Raw genomic sequence first — 16,641 nt, 5'->3', positions numbered from 1 at the left:
ATGAAAACATTTTTTTCGACGAAGAAAGGCTTTACTGGCTCCGTCCTGCTGGGCGCCCTGATGGTTCTGTCCGGGTGTTCACTCGCACCGACGTACGAGGTGCCGTCGACACCGACGACGGCGACCTTCAAGGAAGCACCGCAGCAGCCGCTGTCGGCGCAAGAAGCGGGCACATGGAAGACGGCGCAACCATCGGAAGACGTCGCCCGCGGCGAATGGTGGAAGGTGTTCGATGACGCGAAGCTGAACGACCTCGAACAGCAGGCGCTGGACGCGAACCAGAACCTGAAAGCGGCGGCGGCCCGTGTGAACGAAGCACGGGCAATGAATCAGGCTGCGCGCGCGGGTCTGTTCCCCTCGCTCGATGCCGGTTTCGGGCCGACGAGGCAGCGGGTCTCGGCCGCTTCCCTCTTTGAGCCGGACGGCACGAATGTGCCACAGCGGACGTTCTGGCGCGCTCAGGCGAGCGCTTCGTATGAAGTCGACCTGTTTGGTCGTGTCGCGTCGACGGTCGATGCGGCGCGCGCCGATACACAGCGCAGCGAGGCGCTCTTTCGCTCGGTAATGCTTGCCCTCCAGGCGGATGTCGCGCAGAACTATTTTGCGCTTCGCGAGCTCGACGCCGAATCCGAGGTCTTCAGGAACGCTGTCGAGCTCCGACAGCACGCCTTGAAGCTGGTTCAGCGCCGCTACACGGAAGGCGAAATCACCGAGCTCGACCTCTCGCGTGCGAAAGCTGAACTGGCCTCTGCCCAATCCGACGCGATGACCGTACAACGTCTTCGCGCCGCGTCCGAGCATAGCCTGGCAGTGCTGCTTGGCAAGGCGCCGGCCGAGTTCTCTATGGCGGCTGATCCCATCAGGCCTGTCAACCTGCGTGTGCCGCCAGGACTGCCCTCGTCGCTGCTCGAACGGCGGCCGGACATCGCCGCCGCCGAGCGAGCGATGGCCGCCGCGAACTCGCGCATTGGTATCGCAAAGGCCGCGTTCTTTCCGTCACTCACTATCACGGGTACGGGTGGCTTCGAATCCGCAACGATCGGCGACCTCTTCAAATGGAGCAGCCGTGCGTTCCTGCTCGGTCCTCTTGCCGGTACGGCGCTGAATATTCCGATCTTTGACGGCGGCCGCCGCAAAGGCAACCTCGCGAACGCTCGGGCTGTCTACGAAGAGGACGTCGCGAATTACCGGCAGCAGGTGCTCGTAGCTTTCCGCGAAGTCGAAGACAACCTGTCCGACATGCGCATTCTGGAAGACCAGACCAGGACGCAGAACGAAGCAGTCAAGGCATCGCAACGTGCAGCGGACCTCTCGCGCTCGCAGTACACCGAGGGCGCGGTGAACTATCTGGACGTCATCGATGCGGAGCGCACCGTCCTGCAGGCACGCCGCGCGGCGGTGCAACTGCAGGGTGTGCAGGCGGCTTCCACGGTCAATCTGATTCGTGCGCTTGGCGGCGGCTGGGGTGACGTGGTTCCCCAGCCTGCCCAACCGGCCGTGGGACAGGTCGCGCCCCCCGCTTCCGTGCAAACAGCAATCGCACAGAAATAAGGAAGCAGTTTTGAGTTGGGCATGACGCAGGCCTATCCAGAGCATTGGATGGGCCTGTCGTTTTCTGGAAAGCGCGTTCGAACTCGCGTCAATTCTCCCTGCTCATTGCAGAGTCTCCAGAATTACGAACATGGACCGATGGGAGCGACGCGAGGGGAGAATCGGGACTTCGCGTGAAGAGCGCGAAGTCCCTGGCCCGGGGCAACAACTGCGAGGGGATAGGGTTGATCGAAGCGTAGCGCGCCGAGCCTCCATTCGGAAGACCTGGCTTGCGAATAGTCTTTTCGTTCATTCCGAACAGCGCCCTATACGTGCCAGGCGAGTTCAATGAATACAGGCGTTTAGCCCTTGCCTGATTCCACCGCGACATTTTTCAGACCACCAGAACGCCGCTTTGTGCGTAGCGCCCCCGAGACACACGCCACTTTGTAGTTCGTCGACACCGTTCTGACACGCTATCTTTACGTCCGCATTACCGACGTAAGTAAAACATCTGGAGAACGAACATATGAAGCGGTACGTATTGACCCCTCTCGCAATTGCGCTCGCCGGCTTGACGGGGGCAGCCCACGCGCAATCCAGCGTCACCCTCTACGGCATCATCGACGCGGGCATCGGCTATGTGCACAACGCTGATGGCAACGGGAAACAGGTGGGGATGATTAACGGCAACATGAACGGCAACCGCTGGGGTATCAAGGGTTCCGAAGACCTCGGCGGCGGACTGAAGGCGGTCTTCCAGCTGGAAAGCGGCTTCGACCCCGGCACCGGCAGATTGAACCAGGGCGGCCGCGAATTCGGCCGTCAGGCTTTCGTGGGGCTGACCAGCGACAAGTACGGCACCGTCACACTCGGCCGCCAGTACGACCCGCTTGTCGACATGGCTCAGGGCATCACGGGCGACAACTTCTTCGGCGGCATGTTTGCGACGCCGGGCGACGTCGACAACTACGACAACAGCCTGCGCACGTCCAACGCAGTGAAGTACGTCTCGCCCACGTATGCGGGGTTCCAGGTGGAAGGCCTGTACGGCTTCAGCAATGGCGCGGGCACGACCGGCCAGGGACAGACGTGGAGCGGCGCAGCAACGTACAACAACGGTCCGGTATCGCTCGCCGCAGGCTACTTCTACGCCAACAATCCGACGGCAAATCGCACGACTGGCTGGAACAGTGCGTCTTCCGATTCGCTCTTCAACAGTCCCGTCAATAACGGCTACTCGAGCGCACACTCCATCGGTATTGCGCGAGTTGCGGGCCAGTACGTCTTTGGCTCCGCGACGGTCGGTCTGTCGTACAGCAACGCACGCTACAGCCCGGATGGCAAGTCGGGCTTCAGCGAAACCGAGAAGTACAATATCGGCAACGTATTCGCCGCCTACCAGCTCACGCCGGCATTGCTCGTGGGTGCAGGGTACACGTACATGAAGGCGAGCGGCGACACGTCAGCGAGCTATCATCAGGCTTCGCTGGGTGCCGACTACGCGCTATCCAAACGTACGGACTTCTACGCGATGGCGGCCTACCAGCACGCGAGCGGCACGCAGTCGGTGTACGACGCAACCACTGGCAAGCGTACGACGCAGGCCGCCCAGGCATCCATTGGTTCGTACGGTTACGCCGGCACGAGCCACCAGGAAATCGCAATTGTGGGCATCCGTCACAAGTTCTAGGCTCCGTGGGAGAATGCTGCGGGTGCTCAACCTGCGTTCTGGACAGGTGGTCCAGCAGACTCGGACCGCCTACGAGGCTCACTAAAAAGGTTAGCCAGACTGTTCCTTCAGGTAAAGATTGGTTTTCCGAATTGATTTCTTGCCGTGACCGAACAGTCCCCGGATAGCCTGATTGATGCCTCGCACCGGTTTATTCGGGCTCCTCTTCAAGAAGGGGGGCAATTCTGTCGACTACTGACTGAAGAATCATTGCGTGCGCATTCAAAGGAACTGGCCGCATCTGTGGTTTGAATACCAGGTCGCCGCGTCGAATGCGTGTGCCACTGATCACGCAGACGCCGGACACCCGGGATACTGCGGCTCGCCAGGTCTGGTAGCCATACCTGCAATTCGGCTCATTCCAGACGACGGTTGCCGACGTTGGCCCGGTGCGCTCCGCAAGCGTCACAACGAGTTCCGGCGATGGTCTATAAATCGTCCGCGCCGCAAGTACGACTTGCGTCGCGCCAAACCGGCGGCCTGCGTCCTGTTGCAGGCCCTTTGAAAAAACCCTGAGCTCGCCAAGCAGGTGACTCCACGGGTCCCTTCGGTTCTCGAGAAAACGCATTGTCTGCTCCTGAAACAAGCCACTACCCTTGCGTTCTCTCTTGTGCGCGCTGCAACGCGTGATAGCGTCATCTGCGCAAAGCCGCCGCATGCCGGTAGAAAAGCTTTATTGATGGCGCCTGTTCGCCAGCGCGGCAATGCCGCGATATGGATTATTCTGGATGGGCAGAACATATGGTTCTGCAATCGACATTGATGCAGTGCTCGCAGGATTAACAGTCCAAAGCAATGCGGGACCATTGTCTCTCCATGCCGCTGAATCGAGGTCTGCCCGGCTTTACGGCCAGGCAGCCACGCGTACGCCGCTTTTGTTATCCCTGCTGTAGCGTTTCGGCGAGGTGATTCACCGCCGCCCGTGTCTTGGCCGTCATCTTCTGCCCGAGCGAAATGATGGCATGCACGGGCGGCCCGTCTACATCCGCTTCGGGTAGCAGGTGCACGAGGCGACCGGCACGCACATGTGGAAGCGCGACACGGTCGTAAATCTGAGTAATGCCGAAGCCAGCCACCGCCGCCTCGACGAGAGCCTGACCGTCGGCAAGCACGAGAACAGGGTGCGGGACAATTTCCCGCACGGTGTCGTTTTCTCGCGTTGTCCATGAACGTAGTCGCCCCGTTGGACCACGGAAAACTATTGCGTCGTGGTCAGTCAACTCCGCGAGCGTCTTCACGTCACCCCGGCGCGCGAGATACTCTGGCGACGCATACAGACCTAGCCTCAGGTCGCACAGCTTGCGCACGGTAAATTCACTGTCGTCAGGTAGCGCACCAATGCGAACGACAATATCCCAGCCCTCCCCGACCGGGTCGGACATCCGGTCAGTCAGGGCCATCTCCACCGTGAGCTTGGGATACTTTTCACGAAGCTGGATAAAACTCGGCAGCAACAGACGTCCGAAGCCCGCGGGCAGGTCAATCTTGACGCGCCCGGCGGGCTCGGCCCGCCTCGACGCGAGTTGCTGCTCCGCTTCGCGAAGGGATTCGAGCGCTTCCTGCGCGGCAAGCAGATACGTCTCGCCGTCTTCGGTCAGCCGCACCGCACGAGTGGTGCGCTGAAAAAGCTGGGAGCCGAGTCGGGCTTCGAGGCGCTGGACCGCTTTACCCACATTGGACTTGCTGCTGCCGATTTCTTCGGCCGCGCGCGTAAAGCTGCCGGTTTGGGCAACCGCCACAAATACCGCGATTTCATTTATGGGTGCATCTACCCGCTCGCTCATCGCTTAACCCCATTACGCAAGGTGGGAAAATCAGACTGTATCAGGCGCCTGCGGCCCTGTAGGAGCCCGATTGACCCGACTGACGCGAAAGGAGGCTACCCCGTTGCGGGACAGCCCCCTTAGCGCCGTCACACGAGCGCTATGCGCTAACAGCCTCTTCAGCAGCATCCTTCCGGTCAGACTTCGCACCCGGTTCGTCATCCTGCGCCGGGGTCCTGCTCAGGAACGCGAAGGTGGCGAACGCCGACAGCAACGTGATGACAATCAGCACGTGCAGGAGGCTCGTGAACGCGTCCGCGTAGCTCGACGACAACGCGTGCCGGGTGACTTCCGGCAGGGTCGAAGCGGCATGCACCATGTCACCGGCGGTCACACGTTGTGCGGCCTCTGCGATACGAGCGGCGATGTCACCACCATTGTCAGGAATGGTGCGCGACAGGCTCGTGTGCGCGAGCGCCCCGAGCACTGCGGTCGCGATTGCGAGAGCAATACCTTCGCCCGCAACACGGGTCGTGCTGAAGATGCCCGAGGCCATCCCGGCCCGCTCCTTCGGCACCACGCTGACCGACAGACCATCCATCAGGCCCCACGGCATACCCGCACCGATACCAATCACCAGCATCGGCACGATGAGCTCTGCTTTCGGTCCGCTAAAGTCGACCAGACTCAACCAGTACAGGCCCGCGGCGGCAATCAGAAAGCCGATGCCCGACAGCACGCCGGCGGACATCCAGCGCGTGAACGAAGCAACCAGCATCGGCACGGCCAGCATCGGGGCCGAGAGCGCGATCATCAGCATGCCCGCGTCGATTTCGCTCAACCCTTCCGCACCAATGAACCGCAACGGCAACATGACGATCAGCACGATGTAGCAATAGCAGGTGCCCACCGGCAGAATCTGCACGCCGACAAAGCGCGGATATCTGAATAGACTCAACTCGAGCATCGGACGCTTGACGTGCGTCTCGACCACGATGAACGCGGCGAGAAAGACAACCGATGCAACGAGAAGCGTCACAACAAGCGGGCTACCCCATCCGCTTTCCGGTGCCTGAATCACGCCGAACGTGAAGAGTGCGAGCGTCGCCGTGAAAGTGACCGTACCCGGATAGTCGAGCCCCGTTGCGTTCGGGTCGCGCGTCTCACGCATACGCGGCACGCCAAAGATGAAGGCGACAACGCCAATCGCAGCGATGACGAGGAAAATCGAGCGCCAGCCAAATTGCTCGATCAGCATGCCGGCCATCAGCGGTCCGAATGCCAGGCCGATGCCAAAGCTCGTGCCGAGCATACTGAATGCGCGCGTACGTGCATGCCCGTCGAACTCCTGCGCAAGCGATGCGCCGCCGCTGGAGAGCGACGCCGCTGCCGCGACACCCTGAACACCGCGCAGAATATCGAGCCACAGCACCGAAGGCGCGAAGCTCATAGCGAACGAAGTGATGATGAAGCCGCCCAGACCGAGGACGAAGAGCCGTTTGCGACCGAACTGGTCAGCCAGCGCACCGGCGGCCATTAGCAGGCTGCCGAAGCTCAGCATGAAAGCGTTAGTCACCCAGGTGAGCATGGCGGGGCTACCCCCCAGGTCTCGCCCGATTGCGGGCGTAGCGACGGCGCCTCCTGAAAAGGCGAGAGGCAAAACTAGCGCGGAAAGACAGACGGCTGCAAGAATCAGCAGCCTGTTGCTATCCGTCCCGGATGACGTTGCAGTATTCATCGGTGAACCTGTGAAGTGATTGGAGTGCGAAGCACGTCGACGGGCTCACGCGGAATGAGGCCTTCGAAGGACGTCATTCTGAACAGCGAATTGCGTAAGATAAATAACGCTACGGTGGTTAGAGCGTCTCCCCACAAGCGACAATACTTTTCTCGACTGCAAAAAATAAGCTTCGGCCACTGTCTCCCAACGGGCAACTCTGCGTCTCCCAAACGTGTCTTTTTGAAACCCGCCCGTTCGCCTAGGATGACCTCCCTCTCCAGGCTATTCACATGGCAGGTTCGAAGATGAACATCACTCCGTTTCGTATCGACATTCCGCAGTCGGCCCTTGACGACCTGAAAACGCGTCTTGACGCCACCCGTTTCCCTGAACGCGAAACAGTGGACGACCAGTCCCAGGGCGCGCAACTGGACGCGCTCCGGAAACTAGTCGAATACTGGCGCACCCAATACGACTGGCGTCGCGTTGAAGCTCGCATCAACGGTTACCCTCAGTACAAGGCCGACATCGACGGCCTCGGCATTCACTTTCTGCATATCCGTTCAAGGCACGACAATGCGCTGCCCGTTGTGATGACTCACGGATGGCCGGGTTCCATCGTCGAATTCCTCGACGTCATTGACCTGCTGGTCGACCCGACTGCTCACGGCGGCAACGCCGAAGACGCATTCCACGTCGTTCTGCCCTCAATTCCCGGTTACGGCTTCAGTGACAAGCCGACAGCGAGGGGCTGGGAACGCAACCGCATCGGCCGGGCATGGGACACGCTCATGAAGAGCCTGGGCTACGACGAATACGTTGCACAGGGCGGTGACTGGGGCAGCGTCATCACCACCGAGATGGGTCGAATCAAGCTCGAGGGTCTGCGCGCCATTCACGTGAACCTCCCGTTCGTTGCGCCGGCCCAGTTCCCGGAAGTGCCGACGCCGGACGAACAGATTGCCATCGACCAATGCCTGCGTTTCGCCAGTGACGGCTCCTTCTACCATCACCTTCAGACGACGCGGCCGCAAACCATCGGCTATTCACTCGCCGATTCACCCGCCGGCCTCGCCGCCTGGATTTACGAGAAGCTCGGTGCGTGGAGCCATAGCAACGGTGTCCCGGAAGACGTGTTCTCCTACGACCAGATGCTCGACAACATCACGCTGTACTGGCTGACGAATAGCGGCGCATCCTCGGCACGCATGTACGCGGAGCATCCGGGCCTGACGTTCGCTGCGGTGCCCGTCGACATCCCGGTTGCTGTCAGCGTCTTCCCAGGCGAAATCTACACGCCGCCGAAGGCCTGGGCTGAGCGCACGTTCAGCAAGATGTTCTACTGGAACCGTACGGCAAAGGGCGGCCACTTCGCCGCTTTCGAACAGCCGGAAATCTTCGCGGCGGAAGTCCGCGCGGCGTTCGCCAGCGTCCGCGAATGGAAGGCTGCGGGCCACGTCCTCGCCCCTGCGCCGAACTGATTCGTAGAGGGTCCGGTGTACTGACCTCGGGCCGCTCCATGCGTAAAGGGCAACTGGATTTCCAGGTACCCTTTTTCGCTTCGTGAAGCAATCGTGGGCGCGACTTTCAGTCTTCGAGCACCTCGATGGAATCCACACGGTCCAACGCCGGGCAGGCGCAATTCGAAGCGGATGCACGGCCGGCGACCATAGCGCCGCTCATCGCAACGGCCTCCGGCTCATTCGGCACGAACGCAGAGTACGTTTTCAAACTTCAACGTGCGCTCGCGGACTGCGGAATGACGGATGCTTACATCGAACAGCTTGCGGCAGAGCTGACGAGGCACGGTGCGGCCCACGGTCAATAGGAGCGCCCGACGGACGCTGGTCGGCGCGGTCACACAACTCGGCCGCATGGAAATCGACTCATCGATTGTCGCTTTGGATTCGACAGACTGACGCTTGAACCGATGTTTATCCATTGCCCCGTTTTGACGATACTTCATCTCAACGGTGCACCTCGACGCACCCACTGAAACCCGGCTCGAACCGGTCATTCATCCTCATAGGAAGACACTCGAATGAAACTCTACATCGCCCAGGCTACCTGCTCCCTCGCCGCCTAGGCCATCGCTAACGAAATCGGGTTGCGGCCGGAACTGGTTCACTTTGACGTATTCGGCAAGTCGACCTCCGACGGGACGGCCTTCTCTGATGTCAACCCGCTTCTCTACGTGCCGGCGCTGGTTCTCGACGGTGAACAGGAAGCGCTGACCGAGACCATCACCATCACGTCCTACCTCGCTGACCAGCATCCGGAAACAAACCTGATTCCGAAGCACGGTACGATCGAACGTGCACGTATGGACCAGTTGCTGACCTTCATCGCTACCGAAATCGCGCAGAAGCATATCCCCCTGATGCGCAAGCTGATGACGCCGGAAGGCATCGAATTTCATACGAACAAGTTGCTCACGGCATACGGCGTGCTCGACAAACAACTGTCCGACGGCCGTTCGTACCTGACGGGCGAACAGTTCACCGTAGCAGACGCATACGTGTGGGCAACGCTGTGGCACGAGCGTTCGGGCGTCAACCTGGATCACCTCAGGAATCTGGCTGCCTTCATCGCCCGTATCGAGGCCCGCCCGGCAGTTCAAAAGGCTTTGAAGGATGAAGCCGAACTCGTCGCGCTGCACCAGGAACAACTCGCTGCGTAAGGCCTGCCAGGCGGCGTTAGCCGGCTGGTTCGGGCGCATGCACGAGACGACCCTCAATCAGGTCCCGCTGGACGATGTGCAGCGGCAACAGTGCGACCCCCATTCCCTCGAGCGCCATGTTGCGTTTCAACACGCCCGCCGAGCTCGATCAGTTTGTGAGCCTTATGGCGGATGCCGGCGTCGATGTTTTCCATTGCTCGACACGCCGTTTCTGGGACACGGAATTCAATTCTGACCAGAACCTTGCCGCATGGACGAAAAAGCTCTCTGGAAAGCCGACCATGACCGTAGGCTCCATTGGCATGACGGGCGAGCATATCGACACGCTCATGGGTGAGGGCAGCAACGTTGCCTCACTTGACCACCTGTTGTACCTGGTCGACCGTGGCGACTTCGACCTGATTGCCGTGGGGCGCGGCATGCTGGTCAATCCGGACTGGGCGAACAAGGTCCGCGAGGGTCGCATCGACCAGTTGAACGACTGGCATCCGGACGTACTGAAGGAACTCATCTGACGCGCTCCCGTACCAGCCGATAGGTCATCCGCACGGCGGGGGCACGCGTCCCGCGATGAATCGTGGAAACTGGACGGCTTGTCTTACAGGTTATCGCCCGGAGGTCTTCGGCCAGATAGTGTGGGGATGCATAAAGACCCAAGCGGGTCTCGCAGAGCGTGCGAACCGTCATGTCACTGTCTACGGGCAACTCACCGATGCGGACCGCAATGTCCCAGCTACCCGCAACCGGTGAGGGTTACCTTGCTGAACGTCTCCAGGCGCACGAAAAAAAAGGCGTCACGTTGCCGTGACGCCTTAAAAAGTTCGGGTAAGCGGATTAAATGGTTGATCTTACCTTTGCATGAGAGTGAGACAGACCGGCATCTCATCGGATTATCTGGTTGATGCTTCACCTACTGCTGGTGCATGTTTCCTTCGCTAATTCCAGCAAGAACCCCACACGCCTCAACTTCCCGGTCATCGTTGCAACTCGCTCTCAGTGAAACGAGTTGTTTCTCAAGCGCTTGCAGAGCGGTTATCTGCGACCGCACATGAGAGATGTGATCATCGAGCAAGGCGTTGACGGCGGCACAAGGCTGATGAGGGTCGTCCTGATAGCTCTGTAGTTCGTGAATCTCAGCCAGTGACAGGCCCAGGATTCTGCAGCGACGGATGAAGGCCAGCCCCTCACCATGCTTCTCGGTATAGACACGGTAACCGTTGTCCTGCCGATCAGGCGGCGGCAACAAGCCCTGCTGTTCATAGAAGCGGATCGTCTGTGTTTCGACCCCTACCAACTGCGCCAACTGACCAATGCGCATCAGCCTCCTCCCCAACGGATTCTTTACTCTATTGACCTTATAGTAGCTTTATAGTTTTAAATGGTACCACAACATTGTTCAAGTGGAGTCGTATCATGAGCAAATCCTGTGGTGGCGCCTGTGGCGGTGATGCAACGTCCGCAGCGGATACCGATATACAGGCCTCCTCCGAGGCGCCAGGGAGATGGGTCAGTGTTTATGCCGTGCCGAAGATGGACTGTCCATCAGAAGAACGAATGATTCGCCTAGCCCTGAACGGCTTTGAGGAGATTCGGGCGCTGTCCTTCGACTTGTCGAACCGCCGGCTGAAGGTCGTGCATGACGGCGAGGTCGAGCCCGTCACCTCGAAACTGAAGACCTTGGGGCTAGGCGCCTCGCTTCAGGAAACCGTCGCTGCAAATCCGGAGACCATCAAGGCCGCCGAGTTTTCGGCAGCTTCTGCTAAGCAAGAATCCGGGACCCTGCGCTGGTTGCTCGGCATCAATGCACTTCTGTTCGTGGTGGAAATGACTGCCGGTCTGATCGCCCAGTCCACCGGCCTGATTGGAGAATCCCTGGACAATTTTGCCGATGCGGCGGTGTACGGGCTTGCCCTTTATGCGGTTGGACATAGCGTGAAAATGCAGGTACGTGCCGCGCATCTTGCTGGTGTACTGCAACTGATCTTGGCTGTGGGCGTGCTCGTAGAGGTGGTGAGACGCTTTGTATTCGGTAGTGAGCCTGAATCGCTGGTGATGATGGCTATCGCATTCGTCGCATTGATTGCCAATACCAGTTGTCTGCTGCTCATATCCAAACATCGGGAAGGCGGGGCGCACATGAAGGCAAGCTGGATATTCTCGGCCAACGACGTGGTGATCAACCTGGGGGTCATCACCGCCGGCGCCCTGGTCGCGTGGACCGGTTCCAATTATCCGGATCTGATTATCGGCACCATCGCGGGGGGCATTGTACTTAACGGTGCCAGACGCATTTTGGCGTTGAAGGGTTAAATAATGCTCATTATTGGCAAAAAGCTCTCGCCGTATGCCCTATTGTCCATATCGGGCCTGCTGGCAGCGTCTGATCAGGCTGTAAAGTGGCTGGTGCAGCAATCAATGGCCTATGGCGAGTATGTTTCGGTGACCCCGTTCTTTAACTGGGTGCACCTATGGAACACCGGTGCCGCATTCAGTCTTTTTGCGAATGGTGGAGGCTGGCAGCGCTACTTTTTTATCGGAATCGCGGTAGTGGTCTCGATTTTTCTGATCAAGCTGATCCTTGAAAATCGTCATAAAGGAGAAGCCATCGCTTACAGTCTTATCCTCGGTGGCGCCATGGGCAACCTGATTGACCGGGTCTTTCGCGGCTATGTTGTGGATTCCTTTGATTTCTATTGGCGAGACTGGCATTGGCCGGCCTTCAACCTGGCTGATATTGCAATTGTCCTCGGTGCCTTACTTTTCGTTTCCAGCAGCTTGTTGGGTAAAAAAGCAAACACCAATGCCGAGCCGGATGGATCTGACTGACACCTACGCCTATACAACACCATGACCGAACTTCCCGACAACATCCTTCACCTGCCGCAATACCAAGTACTGGGCTGCAAATCAACCGACGACGAAATGCACTTCCAGGTGGACGTGCCCGATCCCATCGCCTGCGAGGAATGCGGCGTGCAGGGTGAGTTCGTACGGTTCGGCAAGCGTGACGTTCCCTATCGTGATCTGCCCATCCACGGCAAGCGGGTCACTCTCTGGGTGGTCCGCCGCCGATACACCTGCCGGGCCTGCAAGACAACATTCAGGCCCCAGCTACCGGAGATGGTGGACGGATTCCGTATGACACTGCGGCTGCATGAGTACGTGGAGAAGGAATCCTTCAACCACCCCTACACCTTTGTGGCGGCACAGACCGGCCTGGACGAGAAGACGGTGCGCGACATCTTCAACGCCCGCGCCGAGTTCCTGGGGCGCTGGCACCGCTTCGAGACGCCCCGCATCCTGGGCATTGACGAGCTATACCTGAACAAGCGCTACCGCTGCATTCTGACCAACATTGAGGAGCGAACCCTGCTCGACCTGCTGGCCACCCGCCGCCAGGACGTGGTGACCAACTACCTGATGAAGCTGAAAGACCGGCAGAAGGTCGAGATCGTCAGCATGGACATGTGGAACCCCTACCGGGCAGCGGTCAAGGCTGTGCTGCCCCAGGCCCGTATCGTGGTCGATAAGTTCCATGTGGTGCGCATGGCCAACGATGCCCTAGAGAGAGTGCGCAAGGGCCTCAGAAAGGAGCTGAAACCGTCCCAGAGCCGGACTCTCAAGGGAGACCGGAAAATCCTGCTGAAACGCGCTCACGAAGTCTCAGACCGGGAGCGCCTCATCATGGAGACCTGGACAGGCGCGTTCCCGCAACTGCTGGCCGCCTACGAGCACAAGGAGCGCTTCTACGGCATCTGGGACGCCACCACACGGCTCCAGGCAGAAGCCGCCCTGGACGAGTGGATAGCCACCATCCCGAAGGGCCAAAAGGAAGTCTGGAGCGATCTGGTCAGGGCAGTGGGAAACTGGCGCGAAGAGACCATGACCTACTTCGAGACGGACATGCCCGTCACCAACGCTTACACGGAGTCCATCAACCGACTGGCCAAGGACAAGAACCGTGAAGGGCGCGGTTACTCCTTCGAGGTGATGCGGGCACGAATGCTCTACACCACGAAGCACAAGAAGAAGGCACCGACTGCGAAGGTCTCTCCTTTCTACAAGAAAACCATCGGTTACGGACTGCCGGACTTCGCAGAGGAACTCAACTACGGAGTCGATCTATCAACCATCTGAGGGTGGTATCAGATTGATGGGGTGAAGGTGCCCCATCAACCATTAAATCCGTATACCCAAAAGTTCTAGCCATTCCGAGGGCCGTGCTAGAACCTGAGAGACGGTATTCGAAAGCGCGGCGTGCGACGCGTCGCCCATACGGTGCGCGGCATGGACTGTTACGGTGGACTGTGGGAAGACACTCGACCAGACATTGCGCGGACCACGGCAGGTTCGAAAACTTCAAAATATAGAACCTGAAACCGTCTTTCGAAATGAGATTCCATTTTTTATGGTTATGCTGACTAAGTCAAGCAAAATCTAAAGAGGCAACATTCGTTGCGGCAAAATATTCCGATACAATGAATCTTCAGATAGAAAATCCGCTGCGTGCCCCGTTCCGGGGCCACCGTCCGCGCTTCGAGAGACGATTGTCAGCGCGGTGGCGTACAGAAAATTGAAATAAAGTTCCAAAAAATCCACATGCGTCGATCAACGCCCTCCCACACCGCCGCGGATCCCGTCAAAGAGAAAGACGGCTCCGGCGAGGAAGTCACGGCCCTCGCGCGCGGTTTGACCGTACTGCGCGCCGTCGCCGCCGCGGACGCGCCGCTCAGCAACCGCGATCTGACGGAACTGACCGGCATTCCCAAGCCCACCGTGTCGCGGATCACCGCCACCCTGGTCGGCGCGGGTTTCCTGTTCCGTCTGCCCGACAGTGAGCGTTTCGTGCTGACCTCGTCGGTGCTGGAGTTGAGCAACGGCTTTTTGCGCAATTTCGACATTCGCGCTCGCGCGCGGCCGTTCCTGATCGAACTCGCGGAACGCACCGCGTTGTCCGTGCATCTGGCTGTGCGCGACCGCCTCGATATGGTGGTGATCGACGCGATCCGGCCGCGTTCGGCGGTGCTGGTGTCGCGTCTCGAGATCGGTTCGCGCATGAATCTGAGCCGCACCGCCATTGGCCGCGCCTATCTGGCCGCGCTCGAAGCGCCGGAACGGGAAAAATTGCTGATCGGCCTGCAGGCGGCCGAAGGCGACGACTGGGGTCATGTCGGCAACCGGCTCGACAGCGCGTTGCAGGAGACCATCGAGCGCGGCTTCGCCATTGCGACCGGCGAATGGTACGACGGCCTGAACGCAATCGCATTGGGCTTCACCGGTCCCTCGGGCGAACGCTATGCGGTCAATTGCGGCGGTTCCGCCGACCAGTGCCCGCGCGACTGGCTGATCACGCGCGCCGCGCCCGCGCTGCTCGAATGCGTGGCCAACATCGTGCTGGAGATCGGCGGGACGCCCGGCCGCCGTCTGGATACCTGAAGCGCCGAGTGGCGCGCCGGCCCGCCGCCACGAACATTGCAGCCGTTCTGTAACCTTCGTAATCAAAAGAAAAATACTTCGGTGGACTGTTACAGAGCCCGCGACGTAGGATCATGCCTTCCCGTCGCGGGACGCACGCCCGGCTTGCCGTTTTCCTCGTCGATCACGCTCCGGCTGCCTGTCAGGATGCCGCATTGCGCTAACATCCCTGTCCCGCGCCTCCGGTAGCATCGCGCTGAACGGGCGCGGCGCACCCGTTGTCGAAACCACCTGCCGCGTCACTCGCGCCGGTCCGCCGAACTGCTGAAACGGCGCGAACGCGCGAGCGGCTCACATCCAAGCCAGTCACCTGACCGAACCGATGGACGAACAACAAAAGCATTCGGAAACCTCTCGCCCCACCCCTGCGGCTCCCCAACCGTCCTCCGGCGGCGGGCCGGCCGGCACACCGAACCATCCGCCGGGCATGGTGAAGCGGCACCGCGGCCGCAACATCGCATTGATCATCGCGGCGCTGGTCATCCTCGGGTTCGCGCTGTGGCGCTGGCATCCGTGGGGTGGTCCCGGCGGCGGCGCGAGCGGCGCGGCCGACGCCGGCGGGGCGAGCAGCGGCCGGGCGGGCCGCGCCGGCCGTGGCGGTGCGGGCGGCATGGCCAACATGGCGCAACCCGTTCACGTGGCGGCCGCGGTGCAGGGCGAAATGCCGGTGGTGCTGACCGCGCTCGGTACGGTCACGCCGCTTGCCAATGTCACGGTGTTGCCGCAGTTGAGCGGCACGCTGCAAGAGGTGTACTTCAAGGAAGGCCAGATGGTGAAGAAGGGCGACGTGCTGGCCCAGATCGACCCGCGCCCCTATCAGATCTCGCTCGATAACGCGCAAGGCACGCTCGCCCGCGACGAAGCGCTGCTGCAAACCGCCCGCCTCGACCTGAAGCGCTATCAGACGCTGCTGTCGCAAGACTCCATCGCCAGCCAGCAGGTGGATACGCAGGCTTCGCTGGTGCGGCAATACGAAGGCACGGTGAAGTCCGACAAGGCCAATATCGACACCTACAAGCTCGATCTCGTCTACGCGCGCATCACCGCGCCCGTGTCCGGGCGCGTCGGTCTGCGCCAGGTCGACCCGGGCAACTACGTGACGCCGAGCCTGACCAACGGCATTGTCGTGATCACTCAGTTGCAGCCGATCAGCGTGATCTTCACCACCTCCGAAGACAATCTGCAGCAGATCATCCAGCAGACCCAGGCGGGCGAGAAACTCTCGGTCACCGCGTACGACCGCAGCAACACCACCTCGCTCGAAGGCGGCACGCTCGAAACGCTGGACAACCAGATCGACACCACCACCGGCACGATCAAGCTGCGCGCGATCTTCCAGAACAGCAAGAACCTGCTGTTCCCGAACCAGTTCGTGAATACCCGGCTGCTGGTCGATACGATCAAGGACGCGGTGATCGTGCCAACGCCGGCCGTGCTCAACGGCTCGATGGGCCAGTTCGTGTACGTTGTGAAGCCGGACAACACCGTGACGGTGCGGCCGGTCAAGGTCGGCCCCGTGGACGGCGAGCGCACCAGCATCAAATCCGGCCTGGCAGTCGGCGAGCGCGTCGTGATCGACGGTTCGGACCGCCTCAAGGAAGGCGCGAAGATCACGATTCCGGCCGACAAGCCCCGTGGTGCTTCCGGTGCGCGCGGCGCAGCCGCGGCGTCGGGCGCCTCCGGCACGCGCGGGCATCATCGCAAACACGCGGCGCAAGCCTCGCAATAAAGGCACGGCACC

15 protein-coding genes are annotated in these 16,641 nt (G+C 60.3%); 11 read left to right on the top strand and 4 right to left on the bottom strand.

Annotation, left to right across the window (positions count from 1 at the left end; translation table 11 throughout):
• Both BXE_RS07660 and BXE_RS07655 read left to right on the top strand, forming a co-directional pair.
• Complete coding sequence (locus BXE_RS07660; RefSeq protein ID WP_011487788.1) at positions 1-1,551, top strand: efflux transporter outer membrane subunit; 1,551 nt, start codon at positions 1-3, stop codon at positions 1,549-1,551.
• Positions 1,552-2,059: 508 nt separating this feature from the next.
• On the top strand, positions 2,060-3,223 hold the full coding sequence (locus BXE_RS07655; RefSeq protein ID WP_011487787.1) for a porin: 1,164 nt from the start codon (positions 2,060-2,062) through the stop codon (positions 3,221-3,223).
• 190 nt (positions 3,224-3,413) lie between these two features.
• Here BXE_RS07655 and BXE_RS43290 read toward each other — a convergent pair whose 3' ends face one another.
• The 3 genes from BXE_RS43290 to BXE_RS07640 all read right to left on the bottom strand — a co-directional run bounded on the left by BXE_RS43290 (position 3,414) and on the right by BXE_RS07640 (position 6,763).
• Positions 3,414-3,830, bottom strand: coding sequence for a DUF3331 domain-containing protein (locus tag BXE_RS43290; RefSeq protein ID WP_052115890.1), 417 nt, complete (start codon positions 3,828-3,830; stop codon positions 3,414-3,416).
• A gap of 310 nt (positions 3,831-4,140) precedes the next feature.
• Positions 4,141-5,046 carry a LysR family transcriptional regulator gene (locus BXE_RS07645; RefSeq protein ID WP_011487785.1) on the bottom strand — a complete coding sequence of 302 codons (906 nt, stop codon included), beginning with the start codon at positions 5,044-5,046 and terminating at the stop codon, positions 4,141-4,143.
• Between the two features lie 139 nt (positions 5,047-5,185).
• Complete coding sequence (locus BXE_RS07640; protein ID WP_011487784.1) at positions 5,186-6,763, bottom strand: MFS transporter; 1,578 nt, start codon at positions 6,761-6,763, stop codon at positions 5,186-5,188.
• Between the two features lie 272 nt (positions 6,764-7,035).
• On the opposite strand from BXE_RS07640, the gene BXE_RS07635 reads away from it, so the two are divergent.
• The 4 genes from BXE_RS07635 (at position 7,036) to BXE_RS07620 (ending at position 9,940) form a co-directional block, all read left to right on the top strand.
• Positions 7,036-8,226 carry an epoxide hydrolase family protein gene (locus BXE_RS07635; protein ID WP_199577086.1) on the top strand — a complete coding sequence of 397 codons (1,191 nt, stop codon included), beginning with the start codon at positions 7,036-7,038 and terminating at the stop codon, positions 8,224-8,226.
• A 125-nt stretch (positions 8,227-8,351) separates the two neighbouring features.
• Positions 8,352-8,573 (top strand): gamma-glutamylcyclotransferase, encoded by a 222-nt coding sequence (locus BXE_RS07630; RefSeq protein WP_038456479.1) that lies wholly within the window; start codon positions 8,352-8,354, stop codon positions 8,571-8,573.
• A 279-nt stretch (positions 8,574-8,852) separates the two neighbouring features.
• Complete coding sequence (locus tag BXE_RS07625; protein ID WP_011487782.1) at positions 8,853-9,425, top strand: glutathione S-transferase family protein; 573 nt, start codon at positions 8,853-8,855, stop codon at positions 9,423-9,425.
• 116 nt (positions 9,426-9,541) lie between these two features.
• A complete protein-coding gene (locus BXE_RS07620) occupies positions 9,542-9,940 on the top strand; it encodes a hypothetical protein (RefSeq protein WP_049782113.1) in 399 nt (132 codons plus the stop codon).
• 395 nt (positions 9,941-10,335) lie between these two features.
• On the opposite strand, the gene cadR is transcribed toward BXE_RS07620, so the two are convergent.
• Positions 10,336-10,743: a Cd(II)/Pb(II)-responsive transcriptional regulator gene (gene cadR, locus BXE_RS07615; protein WP_011487781.1), complete on the bottom strand. Its 408-nt coding sequence runs from the start codon at positions 10,741-10,743 to the stop codon at positions 10,336-10,338.
• Between the two features lie 95 nt (positions 10,744-10,838).
• Here cadR and BXE_RS07610 point away from each other — a divergent pair, with 95 nt between their 5' ends.
• The 5 genes from BXE_RS07610 to BXE_RS07590 all read left to right on the top strand — a co-directional run bounded on the left by BXE_RS07610 (position 10,839) and on the right by BXE_RS07590 (position 16,629).
• The gene (locus BXE_RS07610) at positions 10,839-11,735 is read left to right on the top strand and encodes a cation transporter (protein WP_004574643.1); all 897 of its coding nucleotides are present in this window, start codon (positions 10,839-10,841) and stop codon (positions 11,733-11,735) included.
• Between the two features lie 3 nt (positions 11,736-11,738).
• Positions 11,739-12,251: a signal peptidase II gene (gene lspA / locus BXE_RS07605; RefSeq protein WP_004863699.1), complete on the top strand. Its 513-nt coding sequence runs from the start codon at positions 11,739-11,741 to the stop codon at positions 12,249-12,251.
• A gap of 21 nt (positions 12,252-12,272) precedes the next feature.
• The gene (locus tag BXE_RS07600) at positions 12,273-13,562 is read left to right on the top strand and encodes an ISL3-like element ISPpu12 family transposase (protein ID WP_004574636.1); all 1,290 of its coding nucleotides are present in this window, start codon (positions 12,273-12,275) and stop codon (positions 13,560-13,562) included.
• Between the two features lie 462 nt (positions 13,563-14,024).
• Positions 14,025-14,861: an IclR family transcriptional regulator gene (locus BXE_RS07595; protein WP_011487780.1), complete on the top strand. Its 837-nt coding sequence runs from the start codon at positions 14,025-14,027 to the stop codon at positions 14,859-14,861.
• A gap of 361 nt (positions 14,862-15,222) precedes the next feature.
• Complete coding sequence (locus BXE_RS07590; protein ID WP_038456486.1) at positions 15,223-16,629, top strand: MdtA/MuxA family multidrug efflux RND transporter periplasmic adaptor subunit; 1,407 nt, start codon at positions 15,223-15,225, stop codon at positions 16,627-16,629.
• Positions 16,630-16,641 lie beyond the last annotated feature (12 nt).

Source organism: Paraburkholderia xenovorans LB400, from assembly GCF_000013645.1.
GTDB classification, from domain to species: Bacteria; Pseudomonadota; Gammaproteobacteria; order Burkholderiales; family Burkholderiaceae; genus Paraburkholderia; species Paraburkholderia xenovorans.
The sequence above is the reverse complement of the archived record's forward strand: the minus strand, read 5'-3'. Positions and strand labels throughout refer to the sequence as shown.

Bases quoted from the DNA above. Each gene is read 5' to 3' on its own strand.
- BXE_RS07645 (WP_011487785.1), bottom strand. From the start codon at position 5,046: ATGAGCGAGCGGGTAGATGCACCCATAAATGAAATCGCGGTATTTGTG.
- BXE_RS07640 (WP_011487784.1), bottom strand. From the start codon at position 6,763: ATGAATACTGCAACGTCATCCGGGACGGATAGCAACAGGCTGCTGATT.
- BXE_RS07620 (WP_049782113.1), top strand. From the start codon at position 9,542: ATGTTGCGTTTCAACACGCCCGCCGAGCTCGATCAGTTTGTGAGCCTT.
- BXE_RS07590 (WP_038456486.1), top strand. From the start codon at position 15,223: ATGGACGAACAACAAAAGCATTCGGAAACCTCTCGCCCCACCCCTGCG.
- BXE_RS43290 (WP_052115890.1), bottom strand. From the start codon at position 3,830: ATGCGTTTTCTCGAGAACCGAAGGGACCCGTGGAGTCACCTGCTTGGC.
- BXE_RS07655 (WP_011487787.1), top strand. From the start codon at position 2,060: ATGAAGCGGTACGTATTGACCCCTCTCGCAATTGCGCTCGCCGGCTTG.
- cadR (WP_011487781.1), bottom strand. From the start codon at position 10,743: ATGCGCATTGGTCAGTTGGCGCAGTTGGTAGGGGTCGAAACACAGACG.
- BXE_RS07635 (WP_199577086.1), top strand. From the start codon at position 7,036: ATGGCAGGTTCGAAGATGAACATCACTCCGTTTCGTATCGACATTCCG.
- lspA (WP_004863699.1), top strand. From the start codon at position 11,739: ATGCTCATTATTGGCAAAAAGCTCTCGCCGTATGCCCTATTGTCCATA.
- BXE_RS07600 (WP_004574636.1), top strand. From the start codon at position 12,273: ATGACCGAACTTCCCGACAACATCCTTCACCTGCCGCAATACCAAGTA.
- BXE_RS07595 (WP_011487780.1), top strand. From the start codon at position 14,025: ATGCGTCGATCAACGCCCTCCCACACCGCCGCGGATCCCGTCAAAGAG.
- BXE_RS07610 (WP_004574643.1), top strand. From the start codon at position 10,839: ATGAGCAAATCCTGTGGTGGCGCCTGTGGCGGTGATGCAACGTCCGCA.
- BXE_RS07630 (WP_038456479.1), top strand. From the start codon at position 8,352: ATGGAATCCACACGGTCCAACGCCGGGCAGGCGCAATTCGAAGCGGAT.
- BXE_RS07660 (WP_011487788.1), top strand. From the start codon at position 1: ATGAAAACATTTTTTTCGACGAAGAAAGGCTTTACTGGCTCCGTCCTG.